At 63.7% G+C, this 19966-nt stretch carries 23 protein-coding genes and 1 tRNA gene; 19 read left to right on the top strand and 5 right to left on the bottom strand.

Annotated features, from left to right (window positions below; translation table 11 throughout):
• Positions 1-5: 5 nt before the first annotated feature.
• The 6 genes from phnL (at position 6) to XH98_RS04935 (ending at position 4840) form a co-directional block, all read left to right on the top strand.
• Positions 6-704 carry a phosphonate C-P lyase system protein PhnL gene (gene phnL / locus XH98_RS04960; RefSeq protein ID WP_271617954.1) on the top strand — a complete coding sequence of 233 codons (699 nt, stop codon included), beginning with the start codon at positions 6-8 and terminating at the stop codon, positions 702-704.
• 5 nt (positions 705-709) lie between these two features.
• A complete protein-coding gene (locus XH98_RS04955; RefSeq protein WP_271617953.1) occupies positions 710-1867 on the top strand; it encodes an alpha-D-ribose 1-methylphosphonate 5-triphosphate diphosphatase in 1158 nt (385 codons plus the stop codon).
• Positions 1864-2460 (top strand): phosphonate metabolism protein/1,5-bisphosphokinase (PRPP-forming) PhnN, encoded by a 597-nt coding sequence (phnN, locus tag XH98_RS04950; RefSeq protein WP_271603613.1) that lies wholly within the window; start codon positions 1864-1866, stop codon positions 2458-2460. Before XH98_RS04955 ends, phnN begins: the two co-directional genes overlap by 4 nt.
• 23 nt (positions 2461-2483) lie before the next feature.
• Entirely contained in the window at positions 2484-3095 is a 612-nt protein-coding gene (locus XH98_RS04945; protein ID WP_271617952.1) for a pyridoxamine 5'-phosphate oxidase family protein, read from the top strand.
• 568 nt (positions 3096-3663) lie between these two features.
• Positions 3664-3858 carry a hypothetical protein gene (locus XH98_RS04940; RefSeq protein ID WP_271603957.1) on the top strand — a complete coding sequence of 65 codons (195 nt, stop codon included), beginning with the start codon at positions 3664-3666 and terminating at the stop codon, positions 3856-3858.
• Between the two features lie 28 nt (positions 3859-3886).
• A complete protein-coding gene (locus XH98_RS04935) occupies positions 3887-4840 on the top strand; it encodes an aliphatic sulfonate ABC transporter substrate-binding protein (protein ID WP_271617951.1) in 954 nt (317 codons plus the stop codon).
• Between the two features lie 6 nt (positions 4841-4846).
• On the opposite strand, the gene XH98_RS04930 is transcribed toward XH98_RS04935, so the two are convergent.
• The 4 genes from XH98_RS04930 to XH98_RS04915 form a co-directional block, all read right to left on the bottom strand.
• Positions 4847-5347 (bottom strand): DUF6496 domain-containing protein, encoded by a 501-nt coding sequence (locus tag XH98_RS04930; protein ID WP_271617950.1) that lies wholly within the window; start codon positions 5345-5347, stop codon positions 4847-4849.
• A gap of 68 nt (positions 5348-5415) precedes the next feature.
• Positions 5416-6198, bottom strand: coding sequence for an alpha/beta fold hydrolase (locus XH98_RS04925; protein WP_271617949.1), 783 nt, complete (start codon positions 6196-6198; stop codon positions 5416-5418).
• Between the two features lie 4 nt (positions 6199-6202).
• Positions 6203-7498 carry an O-acetylhomoserine aminocarboxypropyltransferase gene (locus tag XH98_RS04920; protein ID WP_271617948.1) on the bottom strand — a complete coding sequence of 432 codons (1296 nt, stop codon included), beginning with the start codon at positions 7496-7498 and terminating at the stop codon, positions 6203-6205.
• Between the two features lie 131 nt (positions 7499-7629).
• Positions 7630-8637 carry an LLM class flavin-dependent oxidoreductase gene (locus tag XH98_RS04915; RefSeq protein WP_271617947.1) on the bottom strand — a complete coding sequence of 336 codons (1008 nt, stop codon included), beginning with the start codon at positions 8635-8637 and terminating at the stop codon, positions 7630-7632.
• 185 nt (positions 8638-8822) lie between these two features.
• Here XH98_RS04915 and XH98_RS04910 point away from each other — a divergent pair, with 185 nt between their 5' ends.
• From XH98_RS04910 to XH98_RS04880, 7 genes are all read left to right on the top strand, one after another.
• On the top strand, positions 8823-9323 hold the full coding sequence (locus XH98_RS04910; protein ID WP_057759808.1) for a hypothetical protein: 501 nt from the start codon (positions 8823-8825) through the stop codon (positions 9321-9323).
• Between the two features lie 11 nt (positions 9324-9334).
• Positions 9335-9949 (top strand): ferric reductase-like transmembrane domain-containing protein, encoded by a 615-nt coding sequence (locus XH98_RS04905; RefSeq protein ID WP_271617946.1) that lies wholly within the window; start codon positions 9335-9337, stop codon positions 9947-9949.
• A 46-nt stretch (positions 9950-9995) separates the two neighbouring features.
• On the top strand, positions 9996-10484 hold the full coding sequence (locus XH98_RS04900; RefSeq protein ID WP_271617945.1) for a Crp/Fnr family transcriptional regulator: 489 nt from the start codon (positions 9996-9998) through the stop codon (positions 10482-10484).
• Complete coding sequence (locus tag XH98_RS04895) at positions 10481-11170, top strand: HAD-IA family hydrolase (protein ID WP_271617944.1); 690 nt, start codon at positions 10481-10483, stop codon at positions 11168-11170. The genes XH98_RS04900 and XH98_RS04895 overlap by 4 nt, the downstream gene beginning before the upstream one ends.
• 461 nt (positions 11171-11631) lie before the next feature.
• On the top strand, positions 11632-12777 hold the full coding sequence (locus tag XH98_RS04890; RefSeq protein WP_271617943.1) for a GTP pyrophosphokinase: 1146 nt from the start codon (positions 11632-11634) through the stop codon (positions 12775-12777).
• 486 nt (positions 12778-13263) lie between these two features.
• The gene (locus tag XH98_RS04885) at positions 13264-13467 is read left to right on the top strand and encodes a hypothetical protein (RefSeq protein WP_271617942.1); all 204 of its coding nucleotides are present in this window, start codon (positions 13264-13266) and stop codon (positions 13465-13467) included.
• Positions 13468-13567: 100 nt separating this feature from the next.
• Positions 13568-14008, top strand: a complete 441-nt coding sequence (locus XH98_RS04880; RefSeq protein ID WP_271617941.1) for a DUF2335 domain-containing protein — start codon at positions 13568-13570, stop codon at positions 14006-14008.
• 810 nt (positions 14009-14818) lie between these two features.
• Here the strand turns inward: XH98_RS04880 and XH98_RS04875 are convergent.
• Positions 14819-14893 (bottom strand) — tRNA-Thr (locus XH98_RS04875).
• A 317-nt stretch (positions 14894-15210) separates the two neighbouring features.
• On the opposite strand from XH98_RS04875, the gene XH98_RS04870 reads away from it, so the two are divergent.
• The 6 genes from XH98_RS04870 (at position 15211) to XH98_RS04845 (ending at position 19832) form a co-directional block, all read left to right on the top strand.
• Positions 15211-15393: a hypothetical protein gene (locus XH98_RS04870; protein ID WP_271617940.1), complete on the top strand. Its 183-nt coding sequence runs from the start codon at positions 15211-15213 to the stop codon at positions 15391-15393.
• Positions 15394-15481: 88 nt separating this feature from the next.
• Entirely contained in the window at positions 15482-17146 is a 1665-nt protein-coding gene (locus tag XH98_RS04865; protein ID WP_271617939.1) for an FAD-dependent oxidoreductase, read from the top strand.
• Positions 17147-17260: 114 nt separating this feature from the next.
• Complete coding sequence (locus XH98_RS04860; RefSeq protein WP_271603625.1) at positions 17261-17569, top strand: EthD family reductase; 309 nt, start codon at positions 17261-17263, stop codon at positions 17567-17569.
• 185 nt (positions 17570-17754) lie between these two features.
• On the top strand, positions 17755-18264 hold the full coding sequence (locus XH98_RS04855) for a hypothetical protein (protein ID WP_271603626.1): 510 nt from the start codon (positions 17755-17757) through the stop codon (positions 18262-18264).
• A 136-nt stretch (positions 18265-18400) separates the two neighbouring features.
• Positions 18401-19225: an alpha/beta fold hydrolase gene (locus tag XH98_RS04850; protein WP_271617938.1), complete on the top strand. Its 825-nt coding sequence runs from the start codon at positions 18401-18403 to the stop codon at positions 19223-19225.
• Between the two features lie 157 nt (positions 19226-19382).
• Entirely contained in the window at positions 19383-19832 is a 450-nt protein-coding gene (locus XH98_RS04845) for a DUF2948 family protein (protein WP_271603628.1), read from the top strand.
• Positions 19833-19966 lie beyond the last annotated feature (134 nt).

Raw genomic sequence — 19966 nt, 5'->3', positions numbered from 1 at the left:
CTGCAATGACCGCCATGATCGACATCGCCGATGCCGGCAAGACCTTTACGATGCACCTGCAAGGCGGCATCGAGCTGCCTGTCGTGCGCGGCGTGACCTTTCAGGTCCAGCCGGGCGAGTGTGTCGTGCTGTCCGGCCCGTCAGGCGCCGGAAAATCCTCGATCCTGAAGATGATCTTCGGCAATTACCGCTGCGATTCCGGCCGCATCGGCATCCGCCATCGCGGCGAGGTGATCGATCTCGCCACCGCTGAGCCACGGCAAGTGCTCAACGTCCGCCGCGCCACCATCGGCTATGTCAGCCAGTTCCTGCGCGCGGTGCCGCGTGTGGCCACTATCGATGTCGTCGCCGAGCCGCTGATCGCAGGCGGCGTGACTCGCGCCGATGCGCAAGCGCGCGCCGGTGAGCTGCTGCATCGCCTCAACATTCCTGAAAGGCTCTGGCAGCTGCCGCCCGCGACTTTCTCCGGCGGCGAGCAGCAGCGCGTCAACATCGCGCGCGGCTTCATCTCGGACCTGCCGATCCTGCTGCTGGACGAGCCGACAGCTTCGCTCGACGCTGCCAACCGCACTGTGGTGGTCGCGCTGGTGGCCGAGAAGAAGCGCCAGGGCGTCGCCATGGTCGCCATTGTCCATGACGACGAAGTCAGGCATTTGATTGCCGACCGCATCGTCGACGTCACCAGCTTTGCCGCCGCGGCCTGAAGGACATGGAAATGAAGCCGAAGGACACAGTGATTGCCAACGCCAGGATCGTGCTGGCGGACCGGGTGATCGAACAGGGCTGGCTTGCGCTTGCCGACGGACGCATCTCCGGGATCGGTGAGGGCAGGGCGCCCGCGGGTGCGGAGGATGCCGGCGGCGATCTGATCATGCCCGGCCTGATCGAGCTGCACACCGATCATCTCGAAGCGCATTACGTGCCGCGCCCAAAGGTATTCTGGAATCCCGTCGCGGCCGTGATCTCCTATGACGGCCAGCTTGCGACCTCAGGCATCACCACCGTGTTCGACTCGCTCCGTGTCTGGCGCGAGGACGGCGCCGAGGAGGTCGATGGCCGCGCCGGCGTGCTCGCTGCGGCCATCACGACCGCGCGCGATTCGCATCTGTTGCGCGCCGACCACTTCCTGCATCTGCGCTGCGAAATCCCGATGCCGAGCGTGGTCGAGGAAGCCAAGGAGCTGATCGACCGGCCCGACGTCAAGCTGATGTCGCTGATGGACCATACCCCCGGCCAGCGCCAGTTCCGCGATGAAGTGAAGCTGCGCGACTATTATCGCGGCAAGGGCGGCGGCATGACCGACGCCGAGCTCGACGAGCTGTTCGCAAGGCGCTTCGATTATCAGAAGAAATACGCCGCGGCCAACATGCGCGAGATCGTGGCGCTGGCGCATCGGTACAGGATTCCGCTGGCGAGCCATGACGACACCACCGAGGAAAACGTCGCCGACGCCGTGCGTGACGGCGTCGCGGTTGCGGAATTCCCGACCACGATCGAGGCCGCGCGCGGCCTGCACCAGGCCGGCATCGACATCCTGATGGGCGCGCCCAACGTGGTGCGCGGCGGCTCGCATTCCGGCAACATCGCCGCGATCGACCTTGCCCGCGAAGGCCTGCTCGATATCCTGTCGTCCGACTACATCCCGTCCAGCCTCTTGATGGGCGCGCTGCAATTGCCCGAGCATGCGCCGTCGATCAGCCTGCCGGCGGCGGTGCGCACCGTGACCAAGGCGCCGGCTGATGCGGTCGGCCTCACCGACCGCGGCGAGATCGCAATCGGCAAGCGGGCCGATCTGATCCGCGTCCATGTCGCCGGCAGCGTTCCCGTGGTGCGCAGCGTCTGGCGCGAAGGGGGCCGCGTCGCATGAGCGAGACCACGGCCACGGCGCAGGGCAAGGCGGCGGCGATTGGCCCCGGCCGCCTCGTGCTCGTGGTCGGGCCAAGCGGCGCCGGCAAGGACACGCTGTTGCGGCTGGCGCAGGCAGCCTGCGCCGATGATCACGATATCGTCTTCCCGCGGCGTGTCGTGACGCGTGCCGCCTCGGCCGACGAGGACAATATCGCAATGAGCCCGGACGAATTCGCCCGCGCGCGCGAGCACGGCGATTTCGCCGTGCATTGGGACGCGCACGGGCATTCCTATGCACTGCCGCTGGAGATCAACGACGACATCCGCGCCGGGCGTGCTGTCGTCGTCAATGTCTCGCGCACCGTGATATCAGCCTTGCGCCAGGCCTATGCCAATGTCATCGTGGTCGCGATCACGGCGCCGCCGGACCTGCTGGCGCAGCGACTTGCCGCGCGGGCGCGGAACAGCGACGGCAACATCGCCGACCGGCTCGCGCGCAACGTCGATGACACGGCGGCGCAGGCTGATGTTACAATCTTCAACGCCGGCAGTGCCGATGATCACAGCCGCCAGCTCGTGCGCGTGATCAGGGATGAAGGCTGGCGCGAATAGCGGGCAGAACGGGAGAAAATGGAATGACGGTGATCAAGACGGTCGAGGAGTTAGAGGCCATCTACGGCGCCACCAACGACGCCTCGACCGTGAAAGTCGCCGACCACGTCACCCCGCTCTACCGCCTCTTCATTGAGAAGGCGCCGTTCGCGGCGCTCGCCACCATCGGCCCCGAAGGCATCGACTGCTCACCGCGCGGCGATCTTCCCGGCTTCGTTCGTATCCACGATCCCAAGACGCTGATGCTGCCGGATCGCCGCGGCAACAACCGGATCGATTCCTTGCGCAACATCGTGCGTGACCCCCGCGTGTCGCTGATGTTCCTGATCCCCGGCTCCGGCAACGCGGTCCGTGCCAACGGCCGCGCGCATCTCTCTGTTGATCCGGAGCTGCTCTCTTCGTTCAAGGTTGAAGGCAAGGCGCCGCGCAGCGTCATGGTGATGCATGTGGACGAGATCTATTTCCAATGCGCCCGCGCCATCGTCCGCGCCGACCTCTGGAATCCCGACAAGCGCGTCGACCCGAAGACCTTGCCGACGCCTGGGCAGATCCTTGCCGAGATGAGCGAGAACAAGGTCGGCGGCGCGGAGTATGACCGCCTCTGGCCGGAGCGCGCCGCCGCGACGATGTGGTGAGCTCTCTCCACGAATTCGGAATCGTAGGGTGGGCAAAGGCGCACTTGCGCCGTGCCCACCACCCGTTCGACATCGCAATAGAAGGTGGGCACGCTTCGCTTTGCCCACCCTACGGCAATCTCCGAGCTTGCAAGAGGGTGCCTTCAGATTGACCACGATGGCGTGGCCGCCCCGCCGTGTCGTCCTCCCGCGTTTCTCTGCGGCCCCTCTGGGCAACGGTACCACGCTATGGACCCCCTGCGTGTTGACATCATCGCGAGATGATTTCGGCTGCGGCGGCTTGTGCGCAGAGAAGCGCGCGCACGCGACCGCGGCAAATATGGATAGCCATTTCATTGACCGATCGGGTCAATCCCTCGATATTCGAAACATCTAAACTGCATCGTCGAGCCGAAGGTTGCCGGATGACATCGAATGACCAGCGAGTGAGAAGCGACATGCGCAAGCGCATGATGCGTCGCTGCGTCTCGGCCGCGACCGGCGCCTGTTGTTGCTGCTGATCGCCGAGCCAAAATCCCGATCGCAATCTCCTGACAGGAACGCCGATCCGTTCGGCGAACGAGCAGCCATGCCCAAAGCCTATATCATCGAAGTTCACGACCGCACCGCCGGCATCATCGCCAGCGACGAGCGCGGTTTCCGCTTCTTCTCCTCAGAACGCCTGTTCGACAGCCTCGAGGGCCGCCAGTTCCGGTCGGCCCGGGACGCCGAACGCGCCGCACGCGCCGTGTTCGCGGAGCGTCGGCACCTTGTCACAATCTGAGCACCAGCAGACCGAAAGGACTTTGCAAATGATCACGCGACGACACATCATCGCCGGCGCTCTGTTGCTGGCAGGTGCGGCGGGTTCGCCCGTGCGCGCCGAGGACAAGCCGGCCGAAATCCGCATCGGCACGCAGAAGGGCGGTTTCTTCCCCGCCGTACGCCAGCGCCAGACGCTGGAGAACGCCTTCAAGCCGCTCGGCATCGAGATCAAGTGGATCGACTTCCAGTTCGGTCCACCGCTGCTGGAAGCCATCAATGTCGGCAGCGTCGATTTCGGTTATGTCGGCGATGCGCCGCCGATCTTCGCGCAGGCCGGCGGCGCCAGGATCCGCTACGTCGCTGCGGTGAAATCGGAAGGCAACACCCAGGCGATCATCGTGCCGAAAGACTCGGCCATCAAGACGCTGGCCGATCTCAGGGGCAAGCGCGTCGCCTTCGGCAAGGGATCGAGCGCGCATAATCTGCTGGTCGCCGCGCTCGAAAAGGCCGGCCTGTCCTGGTCCGACATCACGCCCGCGCCGCTCGCGCCGGCCGATGCGACGGCGGCCTTCGTCAAGGGCTCGGTCGATGCCTGGTCGATCTGGGATCCGTATCTGGCGCTCGCCGAATTGAAGGAGAACGCGCGCGTCATCGCTTTCGACAAGGACGTGCACAAGCCGAACGCCTTCTACATCGCGAATACCGATTTCGTGGAAAAGTATCCGTCGCTCGTCGCGAAGCTCAACACCACCTTTGCCGCCGAAGGCGCCTGGGCCAACCAGCACCACGAGGAGGTCGCCAGGGCCCAGGCGGATGCGACCGGCGTCGATATCGAGGCCATCAGGCGCTTCGTGGATCGCTCCAACTTCCGCGTCGTGCCGCTGGATGCCGAGGTGATCGCAACCCAGCAGGCGGTCGCAGACCGGTTCACAAAGCTCGGTCTGATCCCGAAGCCGGTCAACGTCTCCGACATCGTCTGGAAATGGACGCCGGGCTCCTGAGCCGGATCAACTGCGGCGGCGCGCCCTGGTGCGCGCCGCCTTCTTTGCGGCGGCGGAGCGGACCTTGGCGCCCTTGGTTCGGCTCGCTTTGCGCGCAGCCGCCGAGCGGGACGCAGCGGACCGCCGGTTTGCTGCGCTCTTGCCCTGCTTCGACAGAGCGCTCCGCGATGCGGTCGAGCGTGGCTCCTTCTTCAGGACCCTCTCGACGGCGCGCGACACTTTCGGCCGGCGCTTCGGCGTGCGTTTGCCCTGACCGACCTCATAGGCATATTTTGCGCTTCTGCGCGTCGACTTCTTTGCGCCTTTGCGCGGCGGCGGCAGATCGACCCCGGCGCGGCGCGCCTCGGACAGGCCGATGGCAATGGCTTGCTTCGTCGAGCGTGCGCCGTGCTTGCCTTTCCTGATCTTGTCGATCTCGTCCTTGACGAATTCGCCGGCCTGCGTGCTGGCCGATTTGCCGGCGCGCTTGTCCTGCTTGGCTTTGCGAATGATTTCCTGTCTTGGCATGCGTCGAGTTCCCTTTTGCAGTCGCAGGGATGTTCGACAGCAACGCGCCGACGCGACAATTGATCCGATCAGCCTTTCAGTGCCGCGAGCAGCTCATCCGGACGCTCCGCCATGATCATATGGCCCGCGCCCGGCACGACGACGGTCTTCGCATGCGGGATCGCCGCCGCAAGCGCCTTGCCTGCCTTCGCGGGGGTCATCATGTCCCGCTCGCCAAGAATCAGCGTGGTCGGAACCTTGACGGTCGCGGCCGCAGCAAGCGCATTCGCATAGGCATTGCAGGCCGACAAATCCCTGAACAGCACGCCCGGCTCGCAAGCTTGCAGCACAGCCTGCGCGCCGCCATGCATCCACAGGCCCGGCGCGAGGCTGCCGCCGAGCTCGGCCTTGAAGCCAAGGCCCCAGATCGAGACCATGTCGTTGGCATCCTGCGAATTGGCCTCGGCGGCCTTGAGCAGGTCCGGGCCAACCGTCATGGTCGCCGCCGTGCCGATCAGGCTCAGCGCCGAGACCTTGTCAGGATGACGCGCGGCCGTCTCCAGCGAGATCAGCGATCCCATGGAATGGCCGATCAGATGCGCTTTCGCAGCTCCCGCCGCATCGAGCAGCGCGACCGTCCAGTCGGCCATGTCCGCGATGCTTCCGAGCGAGGGTCCCGCCGAGCGGCCGTGGCCGGGCAGGTCGGGCGCGATCACGCCAAAACCATGATGGGCGAACCAGCGCGTATGCAGCGCCCAGCTCGAATGGTCGAAGCCGGCGCCATGGAGGAAGATCACCGTTGGCAGGGATTTGTCGAATTCGCGGCCGCCGGTCGCGGCAAATATTTCGGCGCCGTTGACGGAAAGCTTCATGGTGTCAAACCTTCTGCGAGATGCGCAGCGCCTGCGCAAGATCGTCGATGATGTCGGAGGCACTCTCGATGCCGACCGAGAGCCGCACCAGCTCCTCGCCGATGCCGGCAGCCTTGAGCTGCTCGGCATCCATCTGCTGATGTGTGGTCGAGGCCGGGTGGATCACCAGCGTCTTGGCGTCGCCGACATTGGCGAGATGGCTGATCATGCGCAAGCTTTCGATGAACTTGCGGCCCGCAGCCCGGCCGCCCTTGATGCCGAAGGAGATGATCGAGCCGGCGCCGCGCGGCAGCAGCGTCTTGGCGAGCTGATAGTCCGGGTGATTCTCCAGCGCGGGATGCAGCACCCAGTCGACCGCCTTGTTGGACTTCAGCGCCTCCAGCACGGATAGCGTATTCTGCATGTGCCGGTCCATGCGCACGCCCAGCGTCTCGACGCCCTGCAGCAGCTGGAACGCGTTGGTCGGCGATAGACACGCGCCGAAATCGCGCAATCCTTCCGTGCGTGCGCGCATGATGAAGGCCGCGGTGCCGAACTGCTCGTCGAAGACGATGCCGTGATAGCCGCCATAGGGCTCGGTCAGCACGCCGAATTTTCCGGAGTCGCGCCAGTCGAAGCGGCCGCCGTCGACGATGGCGCCGCCGATCGCAATGCCATGGCCGCCGATCCATTTGGTGGCCGAATGCATGACGATGTCGGCCCCCAGCTCGATCGGGCGGCTGAGATAGGGCGTGGCAAAGGTGTTGTCGATCAGCAGCGGGATTTTGGCCTCATGCGCGATTGCCGCGACCTTGGGTATGTCGAGCACCTCCAGCCCTGGATTGCCGATGGTCTCGCCGATCACCAGCCTGGTGTTCGGTTTGATCGCGGCGCGGAACGCGTCGAGATCGCGCGGCTTCACGAAACTCGTGGTGATGCCGAAGCGCGGCAGCGTATGCGCCAAAAGGTTGATGGTGCCGCCATAGAGCGAGCTCGACGCCACGATGTGGTCGCCCGCGTTCAGCAGCGTCGCGATGGCGAGATGCATCGCCGCCATGCCGCTCGCGGTACAGATCGCGCCGACACCACCTTCCAGCGCCGCAAGCCGTTCCTCCAACACGCCGGTGGTCGGGTTGGAGATGCGCGTATAGATGTGGCCGGCGCGCTCCAGGTTGAACAGCGCCGCCGCATGGTCGGAGTCCTGGAACACGTAGGACGTGGTCTGGTAGATCGGCACCGCGCGGGCGCCGGTGGCTGGATCCGGATGCTGGCCCGCATGCAGGCTCAGGGTCTCGAAGGCAGGCGGTTTTGGCGCGGGCATGCGTGGCCTCAAAGGTCGATCGGTGATAGCGGCCGTTGTGCCACAAAAACGCGGCGCGCGTTAGCCCGTTGACAGCGCTGCACCGGCGGTGCGCTCCCTCACCCCGCGAGCGGGGAGAGGCGAAGTGCCCCTCACACTGCCGGCTGCTTCGCAATCCGGTCCCGCACTTCGGCCGCGATCTCGAACGAGCGCAGCCGTGCGGCGTGATCGTAGATCTGCCCGGTGGTGATCAACTCGTCCGCAGCGGTGTCGGCGATCAGCGCCTTCAGCTTCTCCTCGACCACCGCGGGCGAGCCGACGGCGGAAATCGCCAGCGCCTGCGCGACGCCGGCCTTCTCGGCCGGCGACCACAGCGCATCCATGTCGTCCACCGGCGGGGGCAAAGGTCCGGGCGTGCCGCGGCGCAAATTGATGAACTGCTGCTGCAGCGAGGTGAACATCCGCTGCGCCGCGGCATCGCTGTCGGCAGCGAACACGTTCACGGCGACCATGGCATAGGGTTTTTCGAGCTGCGCCGACGGCTCGAACCGCGCGCGATATTCGCGCAGCGCCGGCATCAGCATCTGCGGCGCGAAATGCGAGGCGAACGCGAACGGCAGCCCGAGCATGGCCGCGAGCTGGGCGCCGAACATGCTGGAGCCGAGGATCCACAGCGGCACCTTCGTGCCCATGCCAGGCACCGCGCGGATCGCCTGGTTCGGCTTGGGGTCGCCGAGCAGCGCCTGCAATTCCAGCACGTCATGCGGAAAGTTTTCGGCCGCCGTCGCAAGGTCGCGCCGCATCGCCCGCGCGGTGAGCTGGTCGGTGCCCGGCGCGCGGCCGAGGCCAAGATCGATCCGGCCGGGATAGAGCGATTCCAGCGTGCCGAACTGCTCGGCGATGACCAGCGGCGAATGGTTCGGCAGCATCACCCCGCCGGAGCCGACGCGGATCGTTTTCGTGCCACCCGCGACGTGAGCGATCACCACAGAGGTCGCCGCGCTCGCAATCCCCGTCATGTTGTGATGCTCGGCGAGCCAGAACCGCTTGAAGCCCCATTGTTCGGCGTGCTGCGCCAGATCGAGCGAATTGCGAAACGCCTGCGCGGCGTCGGAACCCTGTTTGATGGGCGCGAGGTCGAGCACGGAGAAGGGCATCATGGGGGACTACCGAAGTGTGGGAACCGCGCGTCTGAGAGAGCGACATGTAGTGTCGCGGCGCGGGATGGGTAGAGCCTCCTTCACAACCCTGTTATGGCGGCCCATGACGCCCGTCGTCTCAGCTGGGCGTTTCGTGCCTGTTGGTGTAGCCTCTGTGCCGCGCCACCGTTGCCAGGAGGACAGACATGACCCTTGTCGTACTCAACCGCCGCAACCTGCTCATCGGCGGCGGCTCCGTGCTGGCGTCGGGCGTCCTGGCCGCCGGCGCATCCGGGCTGCTGCCTGCCCGCGCGGAAGGTCTCGCGCCGACGGAGTCGATGACCGGCGGCGCCAACAACTACCGCAAGGGCGCGCCGATCGTGGAGCGCATCGGCAAGGGCGGTTTCTGGATGAGCGGCACCGTGCGCCGCGCCGGCGATGGAGCACCGCTCGCCGGGCAGCGCATCCAGATCTGGGCGCACACGGTCGAAGGCCAGGAGCACGAGCCGCAGAGCCACGGCGCCACGCTCACCGACAAGGACGGAGCCTTCCGGCTCGAAATGCCGCAGATCATTCCGATCTTCGGCCAGCCGCATGGTCACCTCGCCTATGACAGCGGCGAGTTCAAGACCGTCTTCCTGCGGCCGATCATGCGCAGCGCCAAGGACACCAGCCTCGAGGCGCACTTCGTGCTTCAGCCGGCCTGACCGGGTTGCAGGTGAAGGGCGGAAGATTTCTGATCTGGCCCGCCCTCGCTGTGGCCGTCGGCGTGCCGATCGCACTCGCCGCGACGAGCGAGCAGCTCGCATGGCGCGGCCCGGTCTACATCCTCGCAGGTTTCGCCGGGATCGTCGCCCTCGCTTTGGTGCTGGTTCAGCCGCTGTTGATCGGGGGAGTTCTGCCGGGACTATCGGCCTATCGCAACAGGCGCGCCCATCACTGGATCGGCGGCGCGCTGGCCCTGGCCGTGGTGATCCACGTCGCCGGCCTCTGGTTCACCAGCCCGCCCGACATGATCGACGCGCTGACTTTCTCATCGCCGACCCCGTTCTCTCCCTTTGGCGTGATCGCCATGTGGGCGATCTTCGCCGTCGCGCTGCTGGCACCCCTGCGGCGGCGGCTGGGCCTGCGCCTGCGCACCTGGCGGTTCGTTCATATCCCGCTCGCGCTCGTCATCGTCGTGTGTGGCGTGGTCCATTGCCTGCTGATCGAAGGAACGATGGAGACCATCTCGAAGGCGGCACTGTGTGCGCTTGTGCTCGCGGCAACCGGCAAGGTGATGGTCGACCTGTGGCGAAGACGGACGCTGCGCGGCGGTGAATTGAGTTCGTAGCCGCTACCATCTTGCCGCATCTGATGAGGAGACTTATCCTCGCGACATGACGGCCAGCTCCCCCGATCTGAAAGCGTTCCTGCTCGCGACGCCGTTCTTCGGCGGCCTCACCGACGCGAGCCTCGACCTGCTGATCTCGATGCTGGTCGAGTGCCGCTTCGATGCCGGCGCGACCGTGGTGGCGGAGGGGGAGCAGGGCCGCTCGATGTTCATCGTCAAGTCGGGCCGGCTGGCGGTCAGCAAACGGGCGGATTCGGGAAGCGCCATCCCGATCTCCGTCCTGGAGCGTGGTGATTTCTTCGGCGAGATGACGCTGATCGAAATGCAGAACCGTTCCGCCACGGTGGTTGCGGAGAGCGAGACCGTGCTGTACGAGCTTTCAGCGCAAAAGCTCTACGCCTGCTACAAGGCCGACATCCACGCCTATGTCATCGTCCTGCAAAACATCAATCGCGAGCTGTGCCGGCGGCTAAGGCGCGCCGACAATCGCATCACGAGGCGTCAATTGGGCGGCGAGGACACCTCCGCGAGATGAATATACGCGTAACTCCCGAGCTCGTTATTTTCGATTCAGACGGCGTTCTGGTCGATAGCGAGATCATCGCCCTCACGGTCTTCGCCCGCGTCGCAGCCGAGGAGGGCGTCGCGATCAGCCTTGAGGACGCCATCCGGTCATTCCGAGGGGTGAAGATGGCCGATTGCGTGAGCGAGATCGAGCGTCGTCTCGGCCGCGGCGTCAGGGAGACGTTCGTTGCCGACGTTCGACAGGCAACGGCGCTGGCGTTTGATGCCGAACTGAAGCCCGTCGAAGGAATTCATGGCGCGCTGGCTGAGATTAAAGTTCCGGTCTGCGTGGCGTCCAACGGGCCGATGTCGAAGCTCACGCATGCGCTCGGATTGACGCAGCTTCTTGCGCACTTCCAGGGCCGCATTTTCAGTGCGTACGAGGTCGGCTCGTGGAAGCCGGATCCCGGCCTGTTCCTGCATGCCGCGCAAACGATGGGTGCTCATCCCTCGGCCTGCGTTGTTGTCGAGGATTCGTTGGCCGGAGCCCGCGCAGCAAAGGCCGCGGGAATGAAAGTCCTGGGTTTTGCCGGCGGTCATCCGGACGCCGCGCAGGAGTTGGCCGCGATCTGCGACGACGTCTTTCACCGCATGGGCGATTTGCCGGCGTTGCTGGCAGGTCCCTGGAGAGAGAGCGTAGTGCGTAGGATGGATTGAGCTCTAGCGAAACCCATCATGCTTTGTTGCCGAACGAGAGGCTGATGGGTTTCGCTTCGCTCTACCCATCCGACGAAGCTACGAAGCAGCTCGCTGATCCGCCTACAGCAGCGCCAACGAGTGCAGCGAATTTCTATGAAGGCCGAAGGCCACCAGGCCGGAGAGAAGCAGTGCAGTCCCAGTCACGATCAGGCAAAACGCAAACACTGTCGGAAGCCCCTGGTTCGTCTTGAATGGCCGGGACGATAATGGATAAAATTTTACCGACAATCGAAAGGAACAATTAACCTTACCTGCGTGGTCGAGTGGGTAGCGGATAGAACCGCAAGGGTTTGCATTCGCTATTCGTGTGGCGTGATCAAAGTATCCGTTAGGATGATGGTCATATGCAACCGCAGGACGTATGTTTGAAAATGTCAGATTTTAAGAGCGATTCTCATTGCCATATTTTGTGAGGCCGTATGGATATTGGGGGCGAGGGTGACGATCCGCTCAAAAATCACGCCGATCGCGCCTTGGTTGAATACCTGAGAGTTCAGCCATTCTATTTGGATTTGGCGGAGGTCGTGGCCCGGATTGCCAAGCAAAGCTTGGATAGTCGGGGCATCAAGATTCATTCCGTGCAATCGCGGGCAAAGGATCCATCAAGCTTTGGTCGTAAAGCCTCTACCCCACTAGAAGAGGCTCCTTCAACGCCGAAATATCTAGAGCCACTTAAGCAGATTACTGATCTGGCTGGTGTTCGTATTATAACTCATTTCTTGGATACTTTAGGCGATGTGGACCAGATGCTGGTCGCTGAATTCGACGTCGTTGAGAAGTCGAACAAGGGGATAGCTTTGATCGAATCAGATCGCTTTGGCTATCAAAGCATCCATTACCTAGTGCGTATTAGGGGCGAACGAGCAGGGTTACCTGAGTATCGGCGTTTTTCTGGGCACATTGTCGAAGTGCAGGTTCGAACAATACTTCAACATGCTTGGGCTGAAATCGAACATGACATCCAGTACAAGTCGCTGCGCGCGATTCCAACAATAATCCGTCGGCGCTTTGTTGCGCTAGCAGGGATGCTGGAGATTGCCGATAGAGAGTTTCAGGCTATCGACGACGCCAATCGTACTTTGGAAGATGCGGCGAATGCCAAAGTCCGGGCTGGTGATTTGACCGGTGCCGAGATCACGCCCAAAGCGCTTAAGCTGTTTTTGGATAGGAGGCTGGGCCCCGACGGACGAATGTCAGACTGGTCCTACGACTATACGGCCGGACTGCTGAAGACGTTAGGGTTTCGAGATTTGAAGGAAGTGGATGCTGCGATATCTCCTTATGGCGACGGTCATAGGGTCTGTAAGGCGCTGCACGATTCAAAACAGGGCCAGCTCTATCGTTTTGAACAAATGATATTGGCGGCTCTCGGCGAACAGTGGATCGCCCGCCATCCTTGGTCGAAAGAGGAGGCCAAATGGATCGATCTTTTTCAAAGCCACCTCAAAAAGTTTAGCGACGCAGGAATACCAATCGGAACTTTCAAACTCGGCGATGTGGCGACCTCATCCGATCTTCCGGCGGCGCAAGGTTTGGATGCCGAAGAGGGTAGCAATCGGACGTAGGAAGATCGCGTCATTTACGATCGAGGTTGCTGCGTGCTGTTGCAGTTCGTCCGCGCTGACCCGTCGGGCAAAACAGCCCCTCCCGCCAAACCCCCGTCAACCTCCTCCCGCAAAAATATTCCACTTTACCGAAATTCGGTTTTGCGGCATTCTCCGGCCATCCCGGCCCGATAGAGAGGGGCGATCGTACGTTGTCACGAACGTGGGTCGGGGAGGCGTTGGACGCAGCAAGCGCCGGCGCGGATGTGAGTGCAGGGCGGGCGGAGGATTGAGCCGAATCCCGTGAGCCCGGCACAAGCCGTGTCGTATAGCGTGCGGGCAGTCCTGGTGGCCGCCTGGATTGCAGGACCGTGGAGTTAATCAAATTGTCGCGCCGATCTGGAATATTTGAACGAGCGTCCCAATCTCGGGTTGATCAGTCGATGATGGACTTGCGGCGCAGTCCAGAACCATGCTTACATCTGTATGTCCTTGGGAGTTAATGCGATGAACCAGCGTTCGGCTTTTTTCACGGCCTTTTGGACCGGTCTCGCCAGCCCTGCAGCCCTATTCTCGGCGACTCCGGTCTATATCCCGGCTGTCATGAATTTCACAATCGGTTCGGCCTTTGCTAGCGTTGGTGCCTCACTCAATCGATTCTCTGTGATGGCGCCTGATGACAAACGAGCCGCCGAGAGCACCGCAGCCTGACGGGCCACAGCAACCCGCCCCGCGGCCGACCGTCCATATCCAAGGGGGGCCTTTGCCCCCTCAGCTGCTGGCTCAACTCATGGCAGCGCACCAGGGAGGAATGCCGGTTCAGGGCGGTATTCAGCTAATGCTACCTGGGATTGTTCAGCAACAGTCTCAGATGTGGCAAGGACCATATCCTCCTCCTGAAGCAGTTGAGCGATATGAAGCGGTTCTTCCGGGGACGCTCAATCGGCTAATTACGATGGCCGAGAAACTGCAGGAGGCTCAAATCGAGCAGTCGAGGCTCAGCCTACAACATGCTCAAAGCGATGTTCGCCGCGGGCATTGGCTTGGCTTTGCTACGACCGGGTTGGCGATGATCGGAGCGATCATTGCTGTACAGTATAATGCATGGGTAGCCGGAGCGTTCCTCAGTGTGCCGGTAATGGCGGTAGCAAAAGCCTTGATCGAGACGACCAAGGCCCCGACCCAGACGGATCTTCTCAAGGCGGCTGCTGAGGTGCAGGCGGCCCCAACGGCCACTGGAGAACAGACGTAGCTTTTCCGAGGTGCGCTGCTACACCTTGGAGTGCAATTCTTGCATTCTATTTGGTCAGCTGTTTCACTGATGCGCGTGCACTCCGCCTATCTCGCATATTATAGCCACCAATCTAACCCGTCGGGCAAAACACCCGCCTCCGCCAAACCCCGTCAATCCCCTCCCGCAAAAATATTCCGCTTTACCGAAATTCGGTTTTGCGGCATTCTCTCGCCATCCCGGCCCGATGGAGAGGGGCGATCGTACGTCGTCACGAACGTGGGTCGGGCAAGCGGTGGACGCGGCAAGCGCCGGCGCGGATGTGTGGGCAGGGCGGGCGGAGGATTGAGCCGAACCCCGTGAGCCCGGCACAAGCCGTGTCGTACGAACGGCGCCTGTATCCGACGACGCTCTCGGCCCAGGCCGGCTTGTCCGGCGAGGCCCTCTTGGGCGAAGACGGGCTGCGTACGGCAAAACCGTGTGGTCTCGGCCGTCGTCGCTACGGTCAAGCCTCGCGAATGCGGCACTGGCGTCAACCGGCGCGGTGACGGTGAATTTCGTGAGGTGACGGAGGCAAAGGGAATTCGTCTCCGGGGAGAGCACGGCATAAGCCGTCCAACCATCGCGCAGGGAAGGCCGCGTGTTCGGCGTCACCTGTATGCTGCTGTGCGGTCTCCTTGCGCTACACTTTCGCGCAGCGGACCGCGGGTGCCCGTCGGCACCCGGTCTTCCCTGCGCCCTCTTCAAGGAAGGAGGGCAATGGAGACGCGCAAACTCGGGCGTTTCGTGCCGCGAGAATGCCTGCTCACGCTCATTTTCGAAGATGAAAAATGGTGCTGCCAGACAGGATTGAACTGTCGACCTCTCCATTACCAATGGAGTGCTCTACCACTGAGCTACGGCAGCATGTGCTGGGATCAGAATCGGCCGCTACGGGGGGGGCCTACCAAGCGGGCCGATATCTGCCACAGGCCTCCCCGCTGTGCAAGCTTGCATGACCCGTCCAAACGAGAAAATCGGGCCGATATCGGGGTTATTACGGCTGTTTCGGCTCGAAACGACCGACTTTTCGGCCGATTTCGGTTCCGGCCCCGCCAACTGGCCAGTTGGCCGGTGCGACGGATTCGCCCCATTTTGGATTTCGCACGATTGGGACCATCAGGGCCTCTTGAGCTGCCGCAATCACTGGGCATGTTACTGCGGACCCGCTGTATGGACCCGCGATGGCTGACCAGACCGACAAGACGACGAGACCGGACCGCACATCGCGGGACGATCGCCTGAAGTCGGCGCTGCGGGAGAACCTGAAGCGGCGCAAGGCGCAGGCGCGCGAGCGCGCCGCAAGCGCCGACCCCTCGCAAGATGGCGATGGGTCCCTAGATGAGGGCACCGCCGGCAAGACCTGAGACGGAAAGCGGGCGGCTGAAAATTCTTGGAGTGCATACAGTGACCACGGGGCAAGACGAATCACACCGAACCGATCGCGACGCGCAGATGGCGCGTTTCACCCGCCCCGAGCAGACGTTTCCGACGCTGACGCCTGCCGAGATCGAACGTCTCAGGAATTTCGGCGAGCTTCGCACCTACAAAGACGGCGAACTGCTGTTCGAGACCGGCAAGCCGGGGCCGGGCATGTTCGTCGTGCTGAAGGGCGATGTCGCCATCAGCCAGCGCGATGGACTCGGCAATGTGTCCCCGGTGATCGACCAGGGGCCCGGCCAGTTTCTGGCCGAGCTCGGCCAGCTCTCCGGCCGCCCGGCGTTGGTCGATGGCCGCGCCGAAGGCGAGGTCGAGACGCTGCTGTTGCCGCCGGAGCGCCTGCGCGCACTGCTGGTTGCCGAAGCCGAGCTCGGCGAGCGCATCATGCGCGCGCTGATCCTGCGCCGGGTCAATCTGCTGCAGGCCGGCGTCGGCGGCATCGTGCTGATCGGCCCGTCGCATTCGGCCGGCGTGGTGCGTTTGCAGGGCTTTCTCACCCGCAACGGCCAGCCGCATCATCTGCTCGATCCCGACGGGGATCGCGACGCTGCCGAGGTGATCGCGCGCTATTCGCCCAAGCCGGAGGATTGGCCGCTGGTCGTCACCCCCGACGGCGCGGTGCTGCGCAACCCCGGCGAGACCGAGCTTGCGCGCGCGATCGGCATGATCGGCGGCCCGCGCAATGACCGCATCTACGACGTCGCGATCGTCGGCTGCGGCCCGGCGGGGCTTGCGACCGCCGTGTATGCGGCGTCCGAAGGACTATCGGTCGCCGTGCTCGATATCAGAGCCTTCGGCGGCCAGGCCGGCGCCAGCGCCCGCATCGAAAACTATCTGGGCTTTCCGACCGGGATTTCCGGCCTGGCTCTCACGGCGCGCGCCTTCAACCAGGCGCAAAAATTCGGCGCCGACATCATGATCCCTGTCACCGCGAAGTCGCTCGACTGCTCGCGCAAGGACGGCGCGTTTGCAGTGACGCTCGACGGCAGCGATCCCCTGCGCTCGCGCTCGATCGTGGTTGCCAGCGGCGCGCGTTATCGCCGGCCTGATATCGCCAATCTCGACAAGTTCGAGGGCCGCGGTGTCTGGTACTGGGCCTCTCCGGTCGAAGCAAAACTGTGCGCCGGCGAGGAGGTGGCGCTGGTCGGCGCCGGCAATTCGGCGGGACAGGCGGCGGTGTTTCTCTCGGGCCACGCCCGGAAGGTCTTGATGATCATCCGCGGCGGCGGCCTTGGCGCCAGCATGTCGCGCTATCTCATCGAGCGCATCGAGGCGACGCCGAACATCGAATTGCTGTTCAACACCGAGATCACGGCGCTCGAAGGCGACGAGGCCTCGCTGCTGCGGCGGATCCGCTGGAAGAGCCGGCTGTCCGATGACGAGGATTCCGCCGATATCAAGAACCTGTTTCTGTTCGTCGGCGCCGATCCCGCCACCGGCTGGCTCGATGGCTGCGGCGTGACGCTCGATCGCGGCGGCTTCGTTGTCACGGGCGCGCAGTCCGAGCTGAACCAGGGCAGGCCGGTGGCGCCGCTCGAGACCTCGGTGCCCGGCGTCTACGCCGTCGGCGATGTCCGCTCCGGCTCGGTCAAGCGCGTCGGCGGCGCCATCGGCGAGGGCGCACAGGTGGTGGCCTCGCTGCACGCCTATCTCGGCGACGCCGCAAAACCGGCGCTTTAGTCAAGCAGAAGACAAGCAGACGGCAAGTCGAATGAGGCTTGCAGTTTTGTCGTCAACTGCAGACTATCTCCTCACCATGAGGAGCTAAAAACAAAACGCCAACGGGAGGACTCAATGGCCGAACTCGTCGTGCTCTACAAGACGCCCAAAGACGCTGCCGCCTTCGACAAGCATTATGCCGAAACCCACATTCCGCTCGCCAAGAAGCTTCCCGGCCTGAAGAAATACGCCGTCAGCACCGGGCCAGTCGGCTCGCCCGCAGGCGCCTCGGGCATTCACCTCGTTGCCATCCTCACCTTCGACACCGTGGGCGACATCCAGAAAGCGTTCGGCAGCGAACAGGGCAAGGCGGCAGCCAGCGACGTGCCGAAATTCGCCAGCGGCGGCGCCGACCTCTTGATCTTCGACACTAAGGAAGTGTGAGCGCTCCATCCGAGCTACAAACTGCTGCCGTTCGTGACAGCGCTGCAAAAAATTCAGCCATGCGTTTGTCGATTCGCACGATCACGCATGGCTGGACGCGCATGTGTGATCGTGCCGCATGTGGCAATTCGATGAGGAGCGTAATATCAATCCTTTGATCTCAACGCAGAGATAGGAGAGATGCCATGGTTCTCGGGATGAGCCTGCAAGCCTTCACACTGGTCCATGTCGTCATCAGCCTGATCGCTATCGCGGCCGGCCTCGTCGTGATGTTCGGCCTGCTCGGCTCGAAGCCGATGCCGGGCCTCACCGCGATCTTCCTGCTCTTCACCATCCTGACCAATGCCACGGGCTTTTTGTTCCCGTTCAAGCAGCTCTTGCCCTCCTACATCATCGCCGGCATCTCGCTGGTGCTGCTCGCGATCGCCTGCATCGCGCTCTACGGCATGAACCTCAAGGGCGTCTGGCGGCCGATCTACATCGTGACCGCGATGATCTCGCTCTACTTCAACGTCTTCGTGCTGATCATCCAGTCGTTCCTGAAGATCCCGGCTTTGGCCGCGCTCGCACCCGCCGTGCCACCGGCGCCGCCGTCGGGCCCCGTGTTCGCCGTGGTGCAGGGCCTCGTGCTGGTGTTCTTCGTGGTGCTGACCATCGGCGCCTGGCGCCGCTACAAGCCGATGGCGTTCGCCTGATCGCCAGCTCGTCGTCATTCCGGGGCGTCGCGCAGCGACGAACCCGGAATCTCGAGATTCCCCGGTGCGCAATTGCGCACCTGAGGTTCACGCTTCACGTGCCCCGGAATGACTAAACTTACTAAAGGAACCCCCAATGCCCACCATCACCACCAAAGACGGCGTCGAGATTTTCTACAAGGATTGGGGCTCGGGCCAGCCGATCGTGTTCAGCCATGGCTGGCCGCTGTCGTCGGACGACTGGGACGCGCAGATGATGTTCTTCGTCACGCGCGGCTATCGCGTCATCGCCCATGACCGCCGCGGCCATGGCCGCTCGGCACAGGTCGCCGACGGCCACGACATGGATCACTACGCCGACGATCTCGCGGCGCTGACCGCGCATCTCGACCTCAGGAACGCCCTCCATGTCGGCCATTCCACCGGCGGTGGCGAGGTCGTGCATTACATCGCCCGTCATGGCGAGTCTCGCGTGGCGAAGGCCGCGATTCTTTCTGCGGTGCCGCCGCTGATGCTGAAGACCGAGGCCAATCCCGGCGGCCTGCCCAAGAGCGTGTTCGACGGCTTCCAGGCCGCGCTCGCCGCCGGCCGCTCGGCGTTCTATCGCGACATCGCGGCCGGTCCCTTCTATGGCTACAACCGTCCCGGCGCAAAACCGTCGGAAGCGGTGATCCAGAACTGGTGGCGCCAGGGCATGATGGGCGGGGCGAAGGCGCATTACGACGGCATCGTCGCGTTCTCGCAGACCGATTTCACCGAGGATCTGAAGAAGATCAACGTGCCGGTGCTGGTGATGCATGGTGACGACGACCAGATCGTGCCTTATGCGGATTCGGCGCCGCTGTCGGCCAGGCTGCTCAAGAACGGCACGCTGAAGACCTACAAGGGTTTTCCACACGGCATGCCGACCACGGAAGCCGAGACCATCAACGCGGATCTGCTGGCGTTCTTCAAGAGCTGAGCGGATCGCTCTGCTTGCGGGCGGGGGTGGGATGTCTCAGCGACGCTGACCAGTGTATCCTTCGAGCTCGCAGCCGCCGCGCCGGCTGCGAGCTTTTGGATATTTCGGCGCCGGCGCGCGTTGAGGCCTGTTCGCCCCTCGAGGAGAAGTGCCGGTGATGTCTCCCCCGCTCAAACTGATCGCGCTCGATGCCGACGATCTTGCCGTGATCTCGACCCATGTGCAGGACGCCCGCGTCCAGCCGTCCGACATCATCTGGCGGCAGGGCGAGAAGCGCCTGGTGGTCGGCATGAGCCGGCTGGACTGGGAGCAGACGCTGGCGGGCGAGACCGAGCCGCGCCGGCTGGTGTCGGCGCTTCGTTTCGACCGGGTGCTGGCCTGCAAGTCGCGCAACATCGACCTGGCCGCGCCGGACAAGATCCTGGACCTCGTCGGCATCGAGTTTCATCCCCAGGACGGCCGCAACGAGGAGCCTGGTGGTAGTGCATTGCTGCTGTTCGCCCAGGGCGGCGCCATCCGCCTCGACGTCGAATGCCTGGAGTGCGAGCTGACCGATCTCGGGGCGGACGAACTGGGAACGGGGGTAGGGATCGAGGGGGAGGGGTGAGGCGGCCGGTATACCAGTGCAAGCAGCTCAGGTTGCCGCCGAGCCTGCCAAGGGTTGCAAAGGGTTGACGCAGCTTCCCCGCCGCGCCATTGAGCAGGGGGCCGGTGAGCCGGACTGCGCCCCCTGAACCAGCA

Source organism: Bradyrhizobium sp. CCBAU 51745 (assembly GCF_028128715.1).
GTDB lineage: Bacteria > Pseudomonadota > Alphaproteobacteria > Rhizobiales > Xanthobacteraceae > Bradyrhizobium > Bradyrhizobium manausense.
Note: the sequence above shows the minus strand (reverse complement) of the source record. Positions and strands in the feature narration are given on the sequence as shown.